General features: G+C 36.1%; 16 protein-coding genes and 1 tRNA gene. 4 read left to right on the top strand and 13 right to left on the bottom strand.

Annotated elements, in window-relative coordinates:
• From ACFIME_RS09790 to ACFIME_RS09775, 4 genes are all read right to left on the bottom strand, one after another.
• Positions 1-76: transfer RNA gene (locus ACFIME_RS09790), tRNA-Thr, on the bottom strand.
• A gap of 196 nt (positions 77-272) precedes the next feature.
• Positions 273-1631 (bottom strand): acetyl-CoA carboxylase biotin carboxylase subunit, encoded by a 1359-nt coding sequence (gene accC / locus ACFIME_RS09785; protein WP_375684871.1) that lies wholly within the window; start codon positions 1629-1631, stop codon positions 273-275.
• A gap of 14 nt (positions 1632-1645) precedes the next feature.
• Positions 1646-2143 (bottom strand): acetyl-CoA carboxylase biotin carboxyl carrier protein, encoded by a 498-nt coding sequence (accB, locus tag ACFIME_RS09780; RefSeq protein WP_273787930.1) that lies wholly within the window; start codon positions 2141-2143, stop codon positions 1646-1648.
• A gap of 242 nt (positions 2144-2385) precedes the next feature.
• A complete protein-coding gene (locus tag ACFIME_RS09775) occupies positions 2386-3258 on the bottom strand; it encodes a DsbA family protein (protein ID WP_375684870.1) in 873 nt (290 codons plus the stop codon).
• Positions 3259-3608: 350 nt separating this feature from the next.
• Between ACFIME_RS09775 and glpD the strand changes: the two genes are divergently transcribed.
• The 3 genes from glpD (at position 3609) to cobT (ending at position 8196) form a co-directional block, all read left to right on the top strand.
• Complete coding sequence (gene glpD / locus ACFIME_RS09770) at positions 3609-5138, top strand: glycerol-3-phosphate dehydrogenase (RefSeq protein WP_375684869.1); 1530 nt, start codon at positions 3609-3611, stop codon at positions 5136-5138.
• Positions 5139-5837: 699 nt separating this feature from the next.
• Entirely contained in the window at positions 5838-6818 is a 981-nt protein-coding gene (dusA, locus tag ACFIME_RS09765; RefSeq protein ID WP_375662554.1) for a tRNA dihydrouridine(20/20a) synthase DusA, read from the top strand.
• A gap of 391 nt (positions 6819-7209) precedes the next feature.
• A complete protein-coding gene (gene cobT, locus ACFIME_RS09760; protein WP_375632208.1) occupies positions 7210-8196 on the top strand; it encodes a nicotinate-nucleotide--dimethylbenzimidazole phosphoribosyltransferase in 987 nt (328 codons plus the stop codon).
• Between the two features lie 48 nt (positions 8197-8244).
• Here the strand turns inward: cobT and ACFIME_RS09755 are convergent, their stop codons facing one another.
• The 7 genes from ACFIME_RS09755 to topA form a co-directional block, all read right to left on the bottom strand.
• Entirely contained in the window at positions 8245-8736 is a 492-nt protein-coding gene (locus ACFIME_RS09755) for an Lrp/AsnC family transcriptional regulator (protein WP_375608344.1), read from the bottom strand.
• Between the two features lie 21 nt (positions 8737-8757).
• Entirely contained in the window at positions 8758-9387 is a 630-nt protein-coding gene (locus ACFIME_RS09750; protein ID WP_375684868.1) for a uracil-DNA glycosylase family protein, read from the bottom strand.
• A gap of 28 nt (positions 9388-9415) precedes the next feature.
• A complete protein-coding gene (locus ACFIME_RS09745; protein WP_375684867.1) occupies positions 9416-9979 on the bottom strand; it encodes a thermonuclease family protein in 564 nt (187 codons plus the stop codon).
• Between the two features lie 331 nt (positions 9980-10310).
• A complete protein-coding gene (gene rpmG / locus ACFIME_RS09740) occupies positions 10311-10478 on the bottom strand; it encodes a 50S ribosomal protein L33 (RefSeq protein ID WP_004864083.1) in 168 nt (55 codons plus the stop codon).
• 102 nt (positions 10479-10580) lie between these two features.
• Complete coding sequence (locus ACFIME_RS09735; protein ID WP_375684866.1) at positions 10581-11753, bottom strand: MFS transporter; 1173 nt, start codon at positions 11751-11753, stop codon at positions 10581-10583.
• Positions 11754-12029: 276 nt separating this feature from the next.
• Positions 12030-14306, bottom strand: a complete 2277-nt coding sequence (gene rnr / locus ACFIME_RS09730; RefSeq protein ID WP_375684865.1) for a ribonuclease R — start codon at positions 14304-14306, stop codon at positions 12030-12032.
• Between the two features lie 3 nt (positions 14307-14309).
• On the bottom strand, positions 14310-16883 hold the full coding sequence (gene topA / locus ACFIME_RS09725; protein ID WP_375634137.1) for a type I DNA topoisomerase: 2574 nt from the start codon (positions 16881-16883) through the stop codon (positions 14310-14312).
• Between the two features lie 264 nt (positions 16884-17147).
• Between topA and ACFIME_RS09720 the strand changes: the two genes are divergently transcribed.
• Positions 17148-17354, top strand: a complete 207-nt coding sequence (locus ACFIME_RS09720) for a hypothetical protein (protein ID WP_005773510.1) — start codon at positions 17148-17150, stop codon at positions 17352-17354.
• Here ACFIME_RS09720 and dprA read toward each other — a convergent pair.
• Positions 17284-18519 (bottom strand): DNA-processing protein DprA, encoded by a 1236-nt coding sequence (dprA, locus tag ACFIME_RS09715; RefSeq protein ID WP_375684864.1) that lies wholly within the window; start codon positions 18517-18519, stop codon positions 17284-17286. The two genes, ACFIME_RS09720 and dprA, sit on opposite strands and share 71 nt — an antisense overlap.
• Complete coding sequence (plsY, locus tag ACFIME_RS09710; RefSeq protein WP_375634134.1) at positions 18476-19108, bottom strand: glycerol-3-phosphate 1-O-acyltransferase PlsY; 633 nt, start codon at positions 19106-19108, stop codon at positions 18476-18478. The genes dprA and plsY overlap by 44 nt, the downstream gene beginning before the upstream one ends.
• Positions 19109-19119: the final 11 nt, after the last annotated feature.

The raw sequence follows: 19119 nt of genomic DNA, 5'->3' as shown, positions 1-19119 counted from the left end.
TGGTGCCCCCAGAGAGACTCGAACTCCCGACCCCCTGATTACAAATCAGGTGCTCTACCAACTGAGCTATAAGGGCATAACCATGTAGGAGTTAGCACAAACTAACAAAAAGGAAAACAGAAAATTATTAAATTTTATGCATATTAAAAGAAAACTATATAAAAAATAACCAATTTATTTCCTTTTTTCCACTTTTTACAGCAAGGTTGGAACTATCCTTATGTTGATATCTTATAGAATCTTTTATAAGAATGCACCGTTTTGCTATCGAATTACGAATCTGAAGACTTTGATTGATGAGCAAGGTAATTTTCTAGCCAGTGAATATTATAATTACCATCAGCAACATCTTGATTATTAATAAGATCGCGAAAAAGAGGCAGTGTAGTTTTTATCCCATCGACGACAAATTCATCTAAAGCACGCCGTAAACGCATCATACATTCTAAACGGGTACGTCCATGAACAATCAGCTTTCCAATCATGCTATCATAGTAAGGAGGAATACGGTAACCTGAATAAGCGCCTGAATCAACACGAATCCCTAAACCTCCAGGTGTATGAAAATGTGTAATGGTTCCAGGTGATGGCGTAAAGTTAATAGGATCTTCTGCATTAATACGGCATTCAATGGCATGACCAGAAAAACAGACTTCATTTTGTGTCACTGAAAGCTTACAGCCTGATGCAATATGGATTTGTTCGTGGACTAAATCTATACCTGTAATTGCTTCAGTTACAGGATGCTCGACTTGTAAACGTGTATTCATTTCAATAAAATAAAATTCGCCATTTTCATAAAGAAATTCAATAGTACCAGCTCCACGATATCCAAGTTGGGCACAGGCATTTGCAACAATACTTCCAATTTTTTTCCGTTCAGTTTCATTAAGTGCAGGTGATGTAGCTTCTTCCCATACTTTTTGATGCCGTCGTTGAAGTGAACAATCGCGTTCTCCTAAATGAATAGCATTTCCCGCACCATCACCTATGACTTGAATTTCAATATGACGGGGTTTTTCTAAATATTTTTCTATGTAAACAGCGTCATCACCAAAAGCAGCTTTCGCTTCTGAACGCGTTGTTTTGAGAGCTATAGAAAATTCTTGTTCAGAATGAACGACTTTCATACCACGTCCACCACCACCTGCAGAAGCTTTTATAATAACTGGATAACCAATTTCACGAGCAGTGCGTAAAGCATCTGATTCTTCAGTGACTGCTCCATCTGAACCGGGAACTACAGGAATACCAAGTTTTTTGGCGGTTTTCTTTGCTTCGATTTTATCGCCCATGATTCGGATGTGAGTAGCTGTTGGACCGATGAATGTAATATCATGGGCTTCTAGAACATCTGCAAATTTTGCATTTTCAGAAAGAAAGCCATAACCTGGATGAACAGCATCCGCTCCTGTAATTTCACAAGCAGCAATAATTTGCTGAATACTCAAATAAGAATCACGAGCGGGAGGAGGGCCAATACAAACACTTTCGTCAGCAAGACGAACATGCATTGCATCTGCATCAGCGGTAGAGTGAACAGCTACGGTTTTTATGCCAAGTTCTTTACATGCACGCAAAACGCGAAGAGCAATTTCTCCCCGATTAGCAATGAGGATTTTTCGAATCATGGTTGCCCCTCGCTTTATTCAACAATAATAAGTGGTTCACCAAATTCAACAGGTTGGCCATCTTTGACAAGAACAGTGGTTACCGTGCCTGAGCGTGGTGATGAAATTTGATTCATTGTTTTCATGGCTTCAATAATAAGTAATGTCTCTCCTTCAGAAACATTTTGTCCTACTTCTACAAAAGGTTGTGCACCTGGTGAAGGTGCAAGATAAGCTGTTCCAACCATCGGAGAGGTTATTGTGTTTTTTGATTTATCTTCTTGGATAGATTGTATGGGAGATTCAGTTGTTGGGACCGGAGAAGATGTTACAGAAAAAGTAGGAGTAGAAACAGGAGCATAGATTGCTTGCTCAGAAGAAGTTAAGGTATTTTGGCGTGAGACACAAATACGAAGCTCCCCTTGTTCAACTTCAATGTTCGTTAAATTGGTATCATTCAAAATTTCAGCAAGATCACGAATAATTTTCGTATCAATTGCGGTTTTTGCCGAATCCATTTTTTTTGTTGCCATTTTATTTCTAACTCCTTGATCAATGAAGATCGTCATTATCTCATTTTATGACCGAATATCTCTAGATTAGGGATGAGATCTTTTGAGGCTTTAAAGATTTTTATTTCCTTTAAATCATTATACTTTGCAATTTAAAACTTGTATCTGCTTTACGCAAAATTGCACTTATAAGCCTGTTATCAAAAAAGAGAAAGCATAAAATTACCTCATTTACAGTATTCTTCCTAAAACGGATCAGGTATTCACTGTGTATTATCTATCGCTTGTTTTAGAATATCCTGTTTGGCAGTGCCGATGAATATTTTATCACCAATGATGTAAGAAGGTGTTCCCGTAATATGAAGTCCAGAGGCAATTTGAATGTTTTCTTTAAAAGCGTTTTGCAGAGTGGGATCTTGTATTGCATTATGTAGTTTTTTTTCATCTGCTCCTAATGAAACAGCTACTTTAATAGCTTTAGCTTCATTTGCGCGACCCTGATACATTAAAAGCGTTTTGTGAAACTGAGGATATTTCTCTGGGAATTGTTTTCGAAATGCGTAGGCAACAGTATGGGCTGCCATAGAATCAGAGCTTAAAATTGGTAAATCCTTAATAATAACCTTTAAATCTGGATATTCTTTTATCAAGTCTTCTATATGTGAATAGGAACTTTTACAATATCCACAGTTGTAATCAAAAAAATTGACAAGCACTTTTTTACCATTTGGGTTTCCCAAAATGGCGTCATGAGGAGAATGAAAAATTTCTTTTTCTAATAAATGGATGACAGAAGTTTGTATTTTGTTTTCGTATTCATTCTGTTTTTCCAGCTTATCTTGAAGAATAAGCTGCATTTCAATCAGAACTTCTGGATGAGTAAGAAGATACTCTCTGACGATTTGTTGAATATGATGAGAATCAGTATGTGGTATCATTTTTTCTTTAAGCTTAGATAAAAAGCTAGAATCTTCCAAAAGTTGTGTTTTAAGCTTTTCTAAGCTTAAATGATTTGCTGTTTTTGAGTGTGATGTTGCGTTTGATAAAGAAGGTAAAAAGATTAAAATACTCGACATAACTGGGACTAAAATTTTTGAAAGAGGTGTTATTTTCGAATTTTGAGAGTGATGAGTCATCTGTATACCTTCATATTTCCTAGTGTGTCATTGAGTGAACTATATGAAAAGCGTTATCTATGTGCAATAAAGCATTTAGCTATAGTGTGTATTTAAGAATGAGAAAAAACATCAATTTTTCTCTAAAAAGACTTCATATGATGAACCTTGGCTTGGCAAGGATTATTTTTTGTAAAAGATAAAAAAAATCTCTTTAATTTGTCAAATGTTGTTTTGATGTATAAGGGTATCAAAAGCTTTTTGTGCGTGTTTATTTTAGGAAAAAGTACGTTGATAATACAATGAAGAACACTTGTATTATTTTTTCCTATTGCTTTATTGAGTACTGAGAAACAAAATTAAATAATGAAATGAAAAGTGAAATTATGAAAACCACAACACATTATGAGCTGTTTATCATTGGGGGAGGGATAAACGGGTGTGGATTGGCAAGAGATGCAGCAGGACGCGGATTTAAAGTGGGATTGGCTGAAATGAACGATCTTGCATCTGGGACCTCAAGTGCGTCAACAAAGCTTATTCATGGTGGGCTTCGTTATCTTGAACATTATGAGTTCAAGCTTGTTCGTGAAGCATTGAAAGAACGCGAGATCATTTTACGTATGGCTCCACATATTGTGCGTCCTTTGCGTTTTCTCCTTCCTTATCATAAAGAATTGCGCCCTGCTTGGATGTTGCGTTTTGGACTTTTTATTTATGATTATTTAGGGAATTGGAATCAGAAATTATGGCGCAGTAAAACAATTAATTTTTCAAAAAAATTTTGCTCTACACTGAAGAAAGAATATCAGAGAGGTTTTGAATATTCTGATGCAAGAGTAGATGATGCGCGTTTAGTTATTGGCAATGCTCGTGATGCAGAAAAGTGGGGAGCTGATATAAAAGTACGAACAGAAGTTCTCTCTTTAAAAAAAGAAGACAATAAATGGCGTATCGTTCTTCAAGACAAGTTAACTAGTAAAGAATATAGTGTCACAGCTTCTTATGTCGCGAATATGACAGGACCTTGGATTGATCATGTTTTGGCAAGCATATTAGACTGTAAAGAACATCCATCAGTACGACTTGTTAGAGGTTCTCATATTTTGGTTCCCAAGCTTTATACTCATGATCGTGCTTATATTTTTCAAAATGGTGATGGGCGTATTATATTTGCTATTCCGTATCAAGAAGAATTTACCTTGCTTGGAACAACAGATTGTAATTATCAAGGAGATCCGGCTGACGTTCATATTACTGATACAGAAATTGATTACATTTGTGCAGCAGCCAGCGAATATTTCATACAACCAGTGTTGCCTGAAACAATTGTCTGGTCTTACTCTGGAGTTCGTCCACTCTATGATGATGGAGCTTCAAAAGCACAAGAAATTACGCGCGATTATGTTTTAAAAGAAATGGGAACAGGAACAACACCCAAGATTCTTAATCTTTACGGAGGAAAGATTACAACTTATCGTAAGTTGGCTGAAGATGCGATGAAATTTGTTGAAAAAGCTCTTGGTAAAAAGGGAGCGTCATGGACGGCTAAGACAGTACTTCCAGGGGGTGATTTTCCCTATAATCAATTAGATATAATCGAAAATAAGATTGCTCTTTTGATGCCAGATTTAGATGCTTTTACACATCGCAGGCTTGCACGCTCTTACGGTACGGAAGCATTGGTGATATTTGCACATGGTAAGGCAAATAGAGGAAAAAATTTTGGACATGGGCTTTATGAAGTAGAAGTAAAATGGTTGATGGAAAAAGAATGGGCTAAAGCATGTGAAGATGTGCTATGGCGTCGTTCAAAACTTGGTCTCCTATTTAATGAACAAGAGGTTGATACTCTTTCTTCCTATATGCAAAGCCAACAAGAGATTGAACAACGTTTATGATCATTTCATTTTACAGATTTTATCTGCAATATTGTAAAATATTTCTCTTCAAGAGATACTGGTGTCAGTCATACATATTAAAAAGACAATGATTGTCTATACCCTAATTTTATTTTTTTTTTTGCAAGAATCATAAAATGGCAAAATTAGATAGAATATTTAGGATCAACTTTATCTATCTTATAAAGTGAAATCCAAGAATATTACCAAGAATTACTCATTGAGAAAAACTGATTTATAATTAGATTCGTGTAGAATAAGGATTTTTGTTCTTTCTTGAGGAGAAAATAAAAGTACCTTCTGTAGCATTTATTTGCACAATAAGTTAAAAAATCTAAAGAAAATTAAATCTATTATGAAAAATTGTACAATATTTTAGTTTATCATTCATTATCTTAAACGCTGTGCTAAATCATCTAAGGATAGAGGCTTGATGAGCGTAAGAAGAACTTGTAAATGAGTTTTTTATATTATAGTGAAAAATTTTTTCATGTTTATATACCTGAACGATAATCTATGAGAAATGCCATATTGTGTTTTATCATGATTGATTGTAGTAAATCCTTATATCAATTGAAGATAATGGGCTGTTATTATACTCATGATAGTATAAGGGAATAAAAATTTACGTAAACTAAAAGTAAGTATTTTTCTATGTATAAAGAGAGAGAGCTATAGGGATATGAGAGTAATACCCTCATGATATTTTACAACCTTCCATCGCCTGTAAAATTTGCAGTAGCACCAATGTTGGATTGGACAGACCGACATTGCAGGTTTTTTTATCGTCTTTTAACGAAAAAAGCACTCCTTTATACGGAAATGATGGTAGCAGATTCTGTCATTCATGGTGTTCGCGAACAATTGTTGGCTTTTAGCGATAAAGAACGTCCAGTTGCATTACAATTAGGGGGGGCAGATCCGAAAAAGTTAGCAGAAGCTGCACGAATTGCTGAAGATTTTGGCTACAACGAAATAAATCTCAATGTCGGTTGCCCATCAAATCGTGTTCAAGCAGGTGTCTTTGGGGCTTGTTTGATGCGACATCCAGACATTGTGGCAAATGCCGTGGAAGCGATGAAACGAGAGGTTACTATACCAGTAACTGTCAAATGTCGGATTGGAGTGGACGAACAAGATGAAGAGTTAGCGTTAGATCTTTTGGCTAATCAGGTTTGGAATGCTGGATGTGATGCGCTCTGGATACATGCACGCAAGGCATGGCTACAAGGATTGAGTCCGAAAGAAAATCGCAATATTCCGCCCCTTAATTATGAAAGGGTTTATAAATTAAAACGTAAATATCCCCATAAATTCATTGGGATAAATGGTGGAATTAAATCGATTGATGAGATCAAAGAACACTTAACTTTCTGTGATGCTGTCATGCTTGGTCGCCAAGTTTATCATGATCCAACTTTGTTAAAACATATTGATTTTGAACTCTATGGTGAGTCGCAGAATAGTCTAAGTGAGAGTGATCTTATTGAGGTTATGTGTGATTATGCGGCTCGACATATTGCATCGGGGGGACGGCTTTCTCATGTGACGCGTCACATGATTGGTTTATTTCATGGGCGGGGTGGGGCACGTCGATGGCGGCAAATACTATCAAATGATGCGACAAAACCAAACGCAGATATATGTACTTTAAAAGAAGCTTTTTATGCTCTCATTTAATAACAGTCAGACAATTAACATATATTAAAGTTGAGATCCTTTGCGTTTTGATTTCTTTGCGATAATTTTGATCCCTTCAATTTTATAAGTTTTTGAAAGTTTATAACTTTTATTATGAATAAGAATGTTAGAATTTATATATTAAACGGCATGCTGATTATGCCTATTAAATAAAAAATAGCTTAAGGGTATCACTGTAAAGTAGTCATAAGATATTAATAACATTTTGAATCTTGCACGTTTGTTATTGGGGTAGAAAATAGAATGTAGAAATTATTGCTTTCATAGTATTTAACATTTTTAAAGCACTATTAAAAAAACAATAAATTATTCATATCCTGTATATATGACGTGATTTTCATAAACATTGTAGATTTTAAAAGGTATCCTTATGATCGCTAGTCCCTTTGATGATTTTCGTGCTTTGCTTACAAATTTACCTGTTGCTGATGAGTTTTCTATAATTTTGGCAAAAAAACGGCAAAAAAACTTAACAAAAGAGCAAGGAACATTGGGAAAACTAGGAGATATTGCTGTTTGGTATGCGGGGTGGAGGGGTACAGAAAAACCTATCGTAACGCGACCTTTGGTTGCTATTTTTTCTGGAAACCATGGTATTGTAGAGGAGAATATTACACCATTTCCACAATCTATGACACAAAAAATGGTAGAAAATTTTGCCTCTGGTGGAGCTGCTATCAATCAAATTTGTATTGCTTATGATCTTGGATTAAAAATTTTTGATTTAGCATTGGAATATCCAACAATGAATATTACGAAGGATGCCGCAATGGATGAGCGGAGTGCGGCTGCTACAATGGCATTTGGAATGGAATCCATTGCGGGGGGGACAGATCTTTTATGTATTGGAGAAATGGGAATTGGAAACACAACAATAGCTTCAGCTTTATGCTTAGCATTGTTTGGAGGGGAAGTGGAAGAATGGACAGGAAATGGTATGGAATCAGAAGGTGATTTTTATCAGCGTAAAATTGCAGCGGTTAAGACAGCCATTTCTTTGCATAAGGATTATTTTAATGATCCTTTTGAGATAATGCGTCGCTTAGGAGGACGTGAGATTGCTGCTATGGTTGGTGCTATTTTAGCAGCAAGAATAGAAAAAATACCCGTTATTTTAGATGGTTTTGTGGCAACAGCAGCTGCAGCGGTTCTTTATAAAATGCATCCAAAAGCTCTTGATCATACCCTTGTTGGACATGTTTCTTCTGAGACAGCTCATCGTAAACTTTTAAAAAAAATTGGCAAAGAACCACTTCTAGATTTGGGGATGCGTCTTGGTGAAGGGACAGGAGCAGCTATGGCAGCTGGTATTGTCAAAGCTGCTGTTTTAACACATGCACAAATGGTGGTTTTTTAACAAGAAAGTTTGAATGCCTAAAAGATCATAAGACGGATATAAAAAATCTTAAGAGCTTTGTTCATGCGTCTTGTCGTGTAATTTAATATAATTAAGTGGAAGTTCTGTTGTATATTTAATCTGTTCCATTGCGAAAGAAGAAGAGACATCACGGATGTCAATTTTAGAAATTAATTTTTTATAAAAAAGATCATAAGCTTCAATGTTGGGCACAACAACACGCAATAAATAGTCAATATCTCCACTCATTCGATAAAATTCAATGACTTCACGGAATTCTTGCACAATTTTTGAAAAACGCTTAAACCATTCATGACTATGTGTATTTGTGCGAATAGACACAAAAACAGTGACGTGTGCGTTTACTTTTTCTGGAGAAAGAACAGCAACACGACGCTGAATGACGCCATCTTCTTCAAGTTTTTGAATTCTACGCCAGCAAGGAGTGGTCGAAAGCCCCACTTTTTTAGCAATATCAGCAACAGAAAGCGTCGCATTTTCTTGCAAAAGATGTAAAATTTTTCGGTCAAGACGATCCATATTTTTTCTCAGTATTTTAATTTATAAAAATTTACGCACTAAACGACGCAGATATACAATAAGCTCATCGTTAAACCATGGGTTTTTCTGTAACCAAGAAGTATTTCGCCATGACGGATGAGGCAAAGGCATAACATTATAGCCTCGAGGTTGAGGAATGGAAAGAATATTTCTCCAATCACCAACAGTTGCAGAAACGGTTTTATGTTTTAATTCTATAATGTGCCACTTTTGCGCATAACTGCCAATAGCAAGAACAAGCTTTATTTGAGGCATTGCCTGAAATATCTTTTCATGCCATATTTCTCGACATTCACGTCTTGGTGGTAAATCAGCTTTATTTTTGTCATAACCTGGAAAACAAAATCCCATAGGAACAATAGCAAAAAGAGATTTATTATAAAATTCTTCTTTCGTGACACCCAGCCAATTACGCAATTTTTCACCAGAGCGATCATTAAAAGGGATAGAAGTTTCATGGACACGCAACCCTGGTGCTTGGCCTGCAATTGCAATCGAAGCAGTATCGGATAAATAAACGACAGGGTTTGGTTCATGAGGAAGAGGAGGAAAATAATGGGGTTGTTGGACGCAAACACGACAGGAATAGATCTCTTTTTCAAGTTTGATAATTGGGCTACATTGTTTCATTAGTAAATAAAATTAAAAAATATTTTTCTTATTCTGTGTGAGGATTTGCTTTGCGCCATTCTTTTGGTCGTTGAAAACTTGATGCCCATATTCCTTTCTTTTTCTTCCTAGCTTCTTGCTCTTCTTTGGGGTATTCATAATAATTTACAGCCCAACCATTATGTACAAGTGTTGCGTTGATATTGCTAACTTGTTTTGTTTTACATGTTGCAAGAATACGGCGATATTTATCTGTTTTTTGCCAGTGACATGTAACAATTTGATTTTTTAATAATTGTTCTAAATATTTCTTTGCTTCAAGCCCACAAGGGTAGCGTGCTTCCTTTTTTCCACAAAATTGGTGGAGTTCAGGAGCATCAATTCCAGCTAGTCGAATCTTAATTGAAGAAATCATAATGGTATCGCCATCAATGATTAAAGCATTTCCTTTAACAGAGTTTTGAGAAGAAAATTTTTCTTTTTGAGGCAATCGTTGAGTCTGCTTAAAATAAGTTGACATAATGATAAGAATGCTAGCAGCGACAAAAATACTGAAACCGATAACTTTTAGATTAAAGGTTCTTAGATCAAAATGAGAAAAAGATTTTTTCATGAAATAAAGAAACTGCTAACATTACTATAACTCTATTTTAGTATTGTTTATAATTCATCCGAGAAGCTTTATTCATATGACGAAACAATGTCTCGTTTTAATGACAAAATTTTCGTTAGATATCACAATAATCAAATACTCATGCAAAATATATGTAAGCAACTTAAATAATAAATCAACTTATCCAAATCCGTACAAAACATACAAAGTTTAAAGTAAACTTTTTAAACTTAAGGAAATAAAAAAACACCCCTCAAAAAATAACTTTGAAGAGCAATACTCCCACATTTCTTTTGGAGTATAAAATCTATCAATTTAATAATAATTTTATTTATTTAATTTTTGTTTCTTTAAATTCAACGTGCTTTTTTACAACTGGATCATATTTACGCTTGCTCATTTTATCTGTCATTGTACGACTGTTTTTCTTTGTTACATAGAAAAAACCAGTATCTGCAGTTGATAAAAGCTTGATCTTAATGGTTGCTGCTTTAGCCATAATGTAAATACCCTATTTATACTGAAAAAATATTATTTCTGTCAAAATTTATTTCCGACATCATCAGATTTTCCGGCAACACTACGGATGTTCTCAAAAAAGTCAAGAGCTGATTAATTTTCTCATAAGTTGGACAAACACCAAAATGACATATAAACCGAAAAAAACAGCCATGGCTATTGAAAAACCAAAGGGTTTAAAGATATCCATGGATTTTCCGATAAAGGTCGGTCCGATGAGCATACCAATTCCATAACAAAAAATAAAAGCAGAATTAGCAGCAGCAAGTTCTTGCCCCTTGAGACGGGCTCCTAAATGTGCAAGACTAATTGTATAAAGGCTCGCTGATACACCACCCAGAAAAAACAAATCAAGCATCAGAATCCATGGATATTGAAGAATCCATGGTACTATAAAAGTTCCTATAAAACCTAGAATAGCGCAACTCATCAGTGGGTAGCGTCGATCTTTGGCGTAGTCGCTTATAATGCTGATAGGAATTAAGAGGAAAATATTCCCAAGTGCAAGGGTTGCCATAAAATGTGCTGCTTCATTCTCATTATAACCAATGGATAAACTAAAGGGTATTATAAGAGTTAATGCGCCCATTTGAATGGCCCCGTAAACAAGGACCGCCATCATTGCACTTGGAACGTGAAAAAGATAACGAAAAAATGGCATATATTGATTTTTTTGAAATTCTGGACTTAATTTCCAAGCGGTAAGAATTGGTATAGTAGCAAGCATAATAAGGCTATATCCAACAGCAAAAGGAATAAATCCTTGTGTTCCCACTTTTGCTAGCAGCGTTAGACCTATTATAAACCCTAATCCTAAGACAATAGCATAAATAGAAAGGATCAAACCCCGTTTTTTGGGGGGAGCATAACTGTTGATCCAAAACTCTGACAGGATAAACATAACTGTCATGCTGAAATGTAATATAAACTTTAAAATAAACCAAACCCATATGGGATCAAAAAAATAGAATCCTAAAAAACTTAAAGATCCTATCGCCATCATAAGCAATATTGTTTGAGCGCTTCCTAAGCATAAGGCGATTCGAGACGTAAAAATAGCTGCAATAATTGTGGCGATTCCACCAACTGTTCCACTATAGCCGATTGTACTGTTGGAAAGTCCTTTCTCTGCCATAAGAAGAGAAACAAGTTGTGTTCCCATTGCCAATGCTGTTCCAACAGTGCCAATGGTTGCAATAGCGGCAATAATTGCACGCAAAGAATTATTTTGAGAGTCAAAAGGTTTTTTTTTCATGAGAATGGCTTAAGGTACTCTTGTTTATTTAAACAATGAAAAGATGAGCTGAAATGAAAGGAAGCCAAAACTATCCTTTGCAGTTTCTCTCATTTTCTAAGTATAAAAAACTGCAAGATTTTTATATGGTTATTATAGACTTAATAATAAAATTTATCCTCTTGTATACTAGAGAAAGAAGATTGTATATATAAAATAATATAAATATTATATAATATAAGTCATTTCTTAAATTGAATTTATTATTCATATTCTATTTAATTGAGGGCAAGAAGCTTAATTTTTTCTTTTCCCATAAAGAGTATAATTTTGTTTTTTTAATTTGTTTTTATGGTAGGATGTCGGTGAAAATTTTATTGGACGAGGTTTTGTTAACAGTTCAAAGCATAAAGCGCCAGCAAAAGGTTGTACCGTTATAAGTTTTACTTCTACAACATCACTGAGCTGATAGCCTTTATGGCTACGCTGTCCTACAAGAACATGTTGTGCTTCATCAAAATGATAATAATCATTTTTAAGTGTAGAAATATGGACAAAACCATCTGTATTGAGTTTATCAAGTGAGATAAAAAGACCTGCTTTTGTAACTCCGGAAATGCGGCCTGTAAAAATACGACCGATTTTATTCGTTAAATAGTGAGCAACAAGCCGATCTATCGTTTCTCTTTCAGCCATCATTGCACGGCGTTCGTATAAAGAAACTTGCGTAGCAATTTCTGCAAGATTTTGTTCTTGTGTATCTGTTAATTGATCATTTCCTAATTTGAGAGCTTTAATGAGTGCTCGATGAATAATGAGATCAGCATAACGACGGATTGGTGATGTAAAATGTGTATAGTTCTGCAAATTCAAACCAAAATGGCCACTATTTTTAGGGTTGTACTCTGCTTGTGATTGTGAACGCAAAATAACTTGATTGACTAGTTCTTGTTGTTGAGTATGAGCGACCTTTTCTAAAATTCTATTAAGGCGCGCTGAGGTAAGTTCGCTTCCGCGGGAGAGTGGTATCCCCAAACTTTGAAGAAAGCTCCGAAGTATTTCTTGCTTAGCAAGAGAAGGTTTTTCATGAATACGATAAATGAGCGGCTGGTGATGTTGTTTTAATGTTTCAGAAGCTGCAATATTGGCTTGTATCATAAACTCTTCAATTAAACGATGCGCTTCTAATTGTGTTTCACTCACAACATCTTTTATGCATCCATTTTGATCAAGAATAATCTTTTTTTCTGCAATTTCTAATTCTAGTGGTTGGCGACGATTTCGCGCAGCTTTAAGGCATGCATAGGCTTCCCATAAGGGGTGCAAAATGCTCTCAAAAAGAGGGGCTATTTTTTCATTTATATTACCTTCAATTGCCAATTGTACTTCTTGATAAGAAAGTTTGGCTCTTACACGAATCATAGTACGATGAAAACTATGTTTTCGTTTATTACCGTTTGCATCAAAAATCATACGAACGGCTAAAGCTGGTCTTTCTTTTCCTTCACGCAGAGAACATAAATCATGAGAAAGGCGTTCAGGTAACATTGGCACAACGGTATCGGGAAAATAAACAGAATTTCCACGTTTCAATGCTTCTTTATCTAAAGCGCTTCCTGTTTTGATATAATAAGAAACATCTGCAATGGCTACAATAATAATCCAACCATCATTATTTGCTGGATCCTTATCCTTGGTTGCATAAATTGCATCATCATGGTCTTTTGCATCTGGTGGATCAATTGTAATAAAGGGTAATTGTTGCCAATCTTCACGATTATCCATATTGGCAGCTTTGATATGTTTGGCTTGCTCAAGAACACTTTCAGGAAAAATATAAGGAATTCCTTTCGAAAGAAGCGCTATCATTGAGAGTGTTTTCTCACTCTTAATGTGCCCTAAAACATTCTTTATTTTTGCGCTCTTTAATCCGTAACCAGTATTTTTTTTTATTTCGACTTCAACGAGATCACCAATTTGAATCTTCATTTCTGGAGACATTTCAACAATGAGTTCATTGGTTTTGCGGTCTATAGGATCAAGGCGCCATTGATTATTTTCCAATTTTCGTACAATAGCAAATGCGCTTTTGGGAGATACGTCAATTTTACGAATAATTCGTCCCGTATAAGGATGACTTGAGCTTTCAGAATTTTTATTTCGAAAAACTTTTACAAGAATATGATCTCCAACACCAATATTACTTCCTTTTATGTGATGAAAAGAGTGTATTTCAATATTGGGCTTTGGAGAATCTTCCCATTCAAGAGGTTGTGCAATAAAACTTCCATCTTTATCACGTCCACTAATTTTCACTAAAGTAACAGGGGGTAATTTTCCTTTGTTTATTGCTCTTTTGTGGTGTTTAGATATGAGATTTTGATCCTTTAACTCACGTAACATATCTCTAAGCCAGATACGAGAATCGCCTTTTAAGTTAAAAGCTTTAGCGATTTCTCGTTTACTTGAGTGGTTAGGATTCTCAATTATAAAGGAAAGGATTGCTTCCTTATTGGGAAAAGTTTTCCCCTTGAATGAAGAGAGATATTTTATGTTTTTTTCACCTTTAGCCAAAATTTATGTCTCTTTTATTTTTGCTTTTGTTTTAGAAGAAGCTCTTTTTGAAGTTGTTTTTTTACTCGATGCTTTAGCCGATATAAGTTCTAGTGCCTCTGGAAGAGTTACACTAATGGGATCTTTATCTTTTGGCAATGTTGCATTAATTTTACCCCAATTGACATAAGGACCATAACGCCCGTTGCGCACGGTAATGGTTCCTCCTTCGGGATGCTCTCCTAATGTTGCCAATGCTTCAGGTGTTGTTCTGCTTTGCCTGGTTTTGTTTTCTTGTTGTTCTGCTAATACTGTAACAGCGCGATTGATACCAATATCAAAAACTTCATCTGCATGAAGAAGGCGCGCAGATTTTCCGTTATGGCTAAGATAGGGACCATATCGTCCAATCGTAGCCGTGATTGTTTTTCCAGTTTCAGGATGAATGCCAATTTCACGGGGAAGGGATAGTAAAGCCAAGGCTTTATCAAGGGTTACATTTTCTGCCTGCCATTCTTTTGGTAATCCTGCACGCTTAACTTCTTTGCTTTCACCAAGTTGAATATAGGGACCAAACCGGCCATTACGAAGAGAGATCTCTTTTCCTGTTTCAGGGGCAATACCAAGTATAACAGGTTCATCATTGCGTACAGCTTCATTCTCTTCTCCAGTATCTGTACCAAGTTGGCGTGTGTATTTACATTCGGGATAATTGGAACAGCCAACAAAAGCACCATAACGCCCAAGTTTTAATGATAATTGACCATTTTTACAAAGAGGACAGGAACGTACATCACTTCCATCTTCGCGTTCAGGAAAGGCGAGAGGTGCTAATGTTACATTTAAAGCATCAAGAACATTAGTTATACGGAGTTCTTGGATATTGATAATAGATGCATTAAATCCATCCCAAAAATCTCGCAATACGTCTTTCCAAGAAAGTTTGCCATCAGAGATAAGATCCAGCTTTTCTTCAAGATCTGCTGTGAAACCATATTCTACATAGCGATTAAAAAAATTTTCAAGAAAGGCTGTAACAATACGTCCCTTGGCATCGGGAATAAGCTTTCGTTTATCAATGACAATATATCCACGGTCACACAATGTCGCCAATGTGGATGCATAAGTTGAAGGACGACCAATTCCTAACTCCTCAAGCTTTTTAATTAATGAAGCTTCAGAATAACGAGCAGGGGGCTCTGTGGTATGTTGTACAGATTCAACTTTTTCTTTTGTAAGTGCTTCACCAGTGTTTATTTGTGGTAAACGTGTTGTTTCATTTTCTTCATTATTTTCTTCGTCTCGTTGATCCGTGTAGACGGAAATAAAGCCATCAAAGCGAATAACAGATCCTGTTGCCCGTAGATTTGCACAGTTTTCTCCTGTCTGTGCTTCAATTTCAACAGTTGTACGTTCAATTTCAGCAGAGCGCATTTGGCTGGCAATAGCACGCTTCCATATCAGCTCATAGAGCTTTGCTTGATCGCTATCGAGAAAATTACGGACTTGACTAGGATTGCGTTGAAAATCTGTTGGACGGATCGCTTCGTGTGCTTCCTGTGCATTTTTTGCCTTTGTTGAATAAAAACGTGGCTTTTCAGGAATATAGTCTTTTCCGAAAGTTTCATGAATAACTTTTCTTGCTGAATCAATAGCCTCAGGTGCTATCTGCACACCATCGGTACGCATATAAGTAATAAGCCCTGCCGTTTCACCATTAATTTCAATGCCTTCATAAAGTTTTTGGGCAATTTGCATAGTGCGAGAAGCTGAAAATCCTAATTTTGAAGAAGCTGCTTGTTGTAGTGTGGAGGTTGTAAATGGAGGAAAAGGATTTCTCTTTGTAGGTTTTGCTTCAACACTGAGTGTATGGTATTGGGCTTGCTCCAACATAAAGCGAATTTGGTCTGCTTGTTCTTGAGATTGAATATCAAGCTTGCCTATTTTTCTTTGATTAAACATTGTCAATCTTGCTTGGAAACTATCATTTCGGATGGTTTTTAACTGTGTTGTAATGGACCAATAATCTTCTTTGATAAAATGTTCTATTTCTGATTCACGATCACAAATAATACGCAAAGCAACCGATTGAACGCGTCCTGCTGAACGCGCACCAGGGAGTTTACGCCATAAAACAGGTGAAAGTGTAAAACCAACGAGATAATCAAGAGCGCGACGTGCAAGATAAGCATCTACAAGTGATGTATCAATATCACGTGGATTGTTCATAGCATCAAGCACAGACTTTTTGGTGATGGCATTGAAGACAACTCTTTTAATAGGTTTATCTTTTAAAACTTTTTTTTGACGGAGAACATCCAGAATATGCCATGAAATAGCTTCCCCTTCACGATCAGGGTCTGTTGCTAATATAAGGCTATCAGCTTCTTTAACGGCTTTTGCTATTTCATTTAAACGTTTAGCGGCAGCAGAATCTATATCCCATTTCATAGAAAAATCTTGATCCGGTAAAACAGAACCATCTTTTGCAGGCAAATCACGAACATGTCCAAATGATGCGACAACTTTGTATTGAGACCCAAGATATTTATTAATTGTTTTTGCTTTTGCTGGAGATTCAACGATAACGATATTCATAATTTTACCCAAATATTGAAATAAAAATTTTTTTATAAACGCCTTTTACGCGAATAGCTAATGCCAATTGCTTAAGAGCACATAAAAAAATATTAGCCATATAAAAAACATGAATATTGTACAACTTATGATTGTCATTATTAGAGTACACCCTATATAGAATTACACGATTTATTTTCCACTGTTATTACAAAAACATACGGCGAAATACTAAGATAACGTCTATTGAGAGGTAGGAGGGGAAATGCTCAAGGATAGAGGATTATGTTTATAAATCATTTAAAAGTTATCCAATATATTACAGACATGTCAAAGCAAATGAATCAGATGGCGCGTCAGGCGCACAGTCCGCTTTTAGCATTGCTTTTGGATATGGTTGCCAAAGAAGGGCAAAGCATTATTAATAGTGCTGAGGCTCTTGGGGAAGATCAAGATTCGACAATGACACACAACCACCAGAGTGTCGAATAAGCTTTCCAGCAAGCTCGAGTTCTACCAACAAGAGGTAGAGAGTTGGGAGTGAAACACCTGAGTGGATACTGAGTGTGTCTAAGTCGATTGGCGTTGTTGAAAGAGCGGAGAAAACTGCTGCACGTGCTGCATCATCATCATCTGCTAAAGAGAGGCTGCTGTTTTTTTCATCTGCTAAATTAAAATTCTCCTTTTCAAGTTGTAAAGAGGATGGTTCCTCAAAAAAATTGAGTTGCGAATTTGGAAGCGGTAAAATTAATGGCGTAAGTGTTTCTATAATGTCAGAAGGATGTGTGGTGAGTAGAGCACCGTCTTTGATAAGATTGTTTGTACCAACAGATCTTGGATCAAGTGGAGAACCGGGAATGGCAAAAATTAACCGTCCCATTTCAGCTGCTTGACGTGCGGTAATTAAGGACCCTGAGCGCAGGGCTGCCTCTACAACCAAGAGACCAAGTGATAGAGCTGCAATAATACGGTTTCTTCTTGGAAAATCGATAGCACGCGGCTTCCAAGAAATGGGCATTTCGCTGATGATGGCTCCACCGTTGGCAATAATATCTTCATGCAACTTTTTATTTTCAGGAGGATAGATATGATCAATTCCTCCAGCCATGACTGCAACAGTTCCTGTTTTTAAACTTGCTTGATGCGCAACGCTATCAATTCCACGAGCGAGCCCAGAAATTGTTACAAAGTCTGCTTCTCCGAGAAAACGTGCAAATTGAGCCGTAAGCTTTTTTCCAGCAGCTGAAGCATTTCGAGAACCTATAATTCCAATAGAAGTTTTTTGAAAAATTGAAACATTACCTTTGATAGCAATAAGCGGCGGAGGGGCTTCTGTAACCTTAAGAAAAGCTGGATAATCTGGTTCTCCCATACCGATAAACCGGACACCTAATTTTTTAGCTTTTTGTATTTCTTTTTCTGCATCTTCTAAGCTTGCTATTTTAATAGATGCAGAACCACCACCTTTTCTACTAAGCTCTGGCAGTGCTGCCAGAGCATTTTCTGCTGTTTTATAATGATCAATGAGATTGCGAAAACTAACAGCTCCAATATTTTCACTGCGCAATAACCGTAACCAGCTTAGACGTTGACGATCAGTAAGCAGGATTCCTTTATTTATCTCCGTGTTGCGTACCAATCTTACTTTCTTCCCCAATTAATAATCTACCGATATTTGCAGAATGTTTTATAAACACAAATACGCTCATCACAATCAGCATACAATAGAAATAAGAAGCGGAAAAATAAAAAACAAATATCGGTGTGATCGTAACAGCAATAAGCGCAGATAATGAAGAATAACGCATGAGGAGAAAAATCGTTATCCATACAATAATAAAAATAATTGCTGCAGGCCAATAGATTCCTAAGCAGACTCCTAGATAGGTAGCAACACCTTTGCCACCTTTAAATTTAAGCCATACGGGGAAAAGATGTCCTAAGAAAACAAAAAAGCCTGCTAGAGAAACAAGGATACTATTGTCTAGCGGATCACTAAAAAACTTTATAACGAAAACAACGATAGTTCCTTTCAACATATCACAAAGAAGTGTTAGAGCAGCAAGCTTTTTATTTCCTGTTCGTAAAACATTTGTTGCTCCAATATTGCCGGAACCGATTGTTCTTATATCACCAATTTTGAACAATTTCGTTAAAAGAAGACCAAATGGAATCGAGCCAATGAGATAAGATATGAGGAAAATAAACCATGGAGTGGATTGAAAAAATATTTCTGCTTCATTCATTAAGAATCTCA

Origin of the sequence: Bartonella sp. AP1QHHD (assembly GCF_042196265.1) — a bacterium.
GTDB lineage: Bacteria > Pseudomonadota > Alphaproteobacteria > Rhizobiales > Rhizobiaceae > Bartonella.
Note: the sequence above shows the minus strand (reverse complement) of the source record. Positions and strands in the feature narration are given on the sequence as shown.

What these genes read in the sequence shown, in the direction of transcription:
- accC (WP_375684871.1), bottom strand. Translation starts at nt 1,631, where the DNA reads ATGATTCGAAAAATCCTCATTGCTAATCGGGGAGAAATTGCTCTTCGC.
- accB (WP_273787930.1), bottom strand. Translation starts at nt 2,143, where the DNA reads ATGGCAACAAAAAAAATGGATTCGGCAAAAACCGCAATTGATACGAAA.
- ACFIME_RS09775 (WP_375684870.1), bottom strand. Translation starts at nt 3,258, where the DNA reads ATGACTCATCACTCTCAAAATTCGAAAATAACACCTCTTTCAAAAATT.
- glpD (WP_375684869.1), top strand. Translation starts at nt 3,609, where the DNA reads ATGAAAAGTGAAATTATGAAAACCACAACACATTATGAGCTGTTTATC.
- dusA (WP_375662554.1), top strand. Translation starts at nt 5,838, where the DNA reads ATGATATTTTACAACCTTCCATCGCCTGTAAAATTTGCAGTAGCACCA.
- cobT (WP_375632208.1), top strand. Translation starts at nt 7,210, where the DNA reads ATGATCGCTAGTCCCTTTGATGATTTTCGTGCTTTGCTTACAAATTTA.
- ACFIME_RS09755 (WP_375608344.1), bottom strand. Translation starts at nt 8,736, where the DNA reads ATGGATCGTCTTGACCGAAAAATTTTACATCTTTTGCAAGAAAATGCG.
- ACFIME_RS09750 (WP_375684868.1), bottom strand. Translation starts at nt 9,387, where the DNA reads ATGAAACAATGTAGCCCAATTATCAAACTTGAAAAAGAGATCTATTCC.
- ACFIME_RS09745 (WP_375684867.1), bottom strand. Translation starts at nt 9,979, where the DNA reads ATGAAAAAATCTTTTTCTCATTTTGATCTAAGAACCTTTAATCTAAAA.
- rpmG (WP_004864083.1), bottom strand. Translation starts at nt 10,478, where the DNA reads ATGGCTAAAGCAGCAACCATTAAGATCAAGCTTTTATCAACTGCAGAT.
- ACFIME_RS09735 (WP_375684866.1), bottom strand. Translation starts at nt 11,753, where the DNA reads ATGAAAAAAAAACCTTTTGACTCTCAAAATAATTCTTTGCGTGCAATT.
- topA (WP_375634137.1), bottom strand. Translation starts at nt 16,883, where the DNA reads ATGAATATCGTTATCGTTGAATCTCCAGCAAAAGCAAAAACAATTAAT.
- ACFIME_RS09720 (WP_005773510.1), top strand. Translation starts at nt 17,148, where the DNA reads ATGTTTATAAATCATTTAAAAGTTATCCAATATATTACAGACATGTCA.
- plsY (WP_375634134.1), bottom strand. Translation starts at nt 19,108, where the DNA reads ATGAATGAAGCAGAAATATTTTTTCAATCCACTCCATGGTTTATTTTC.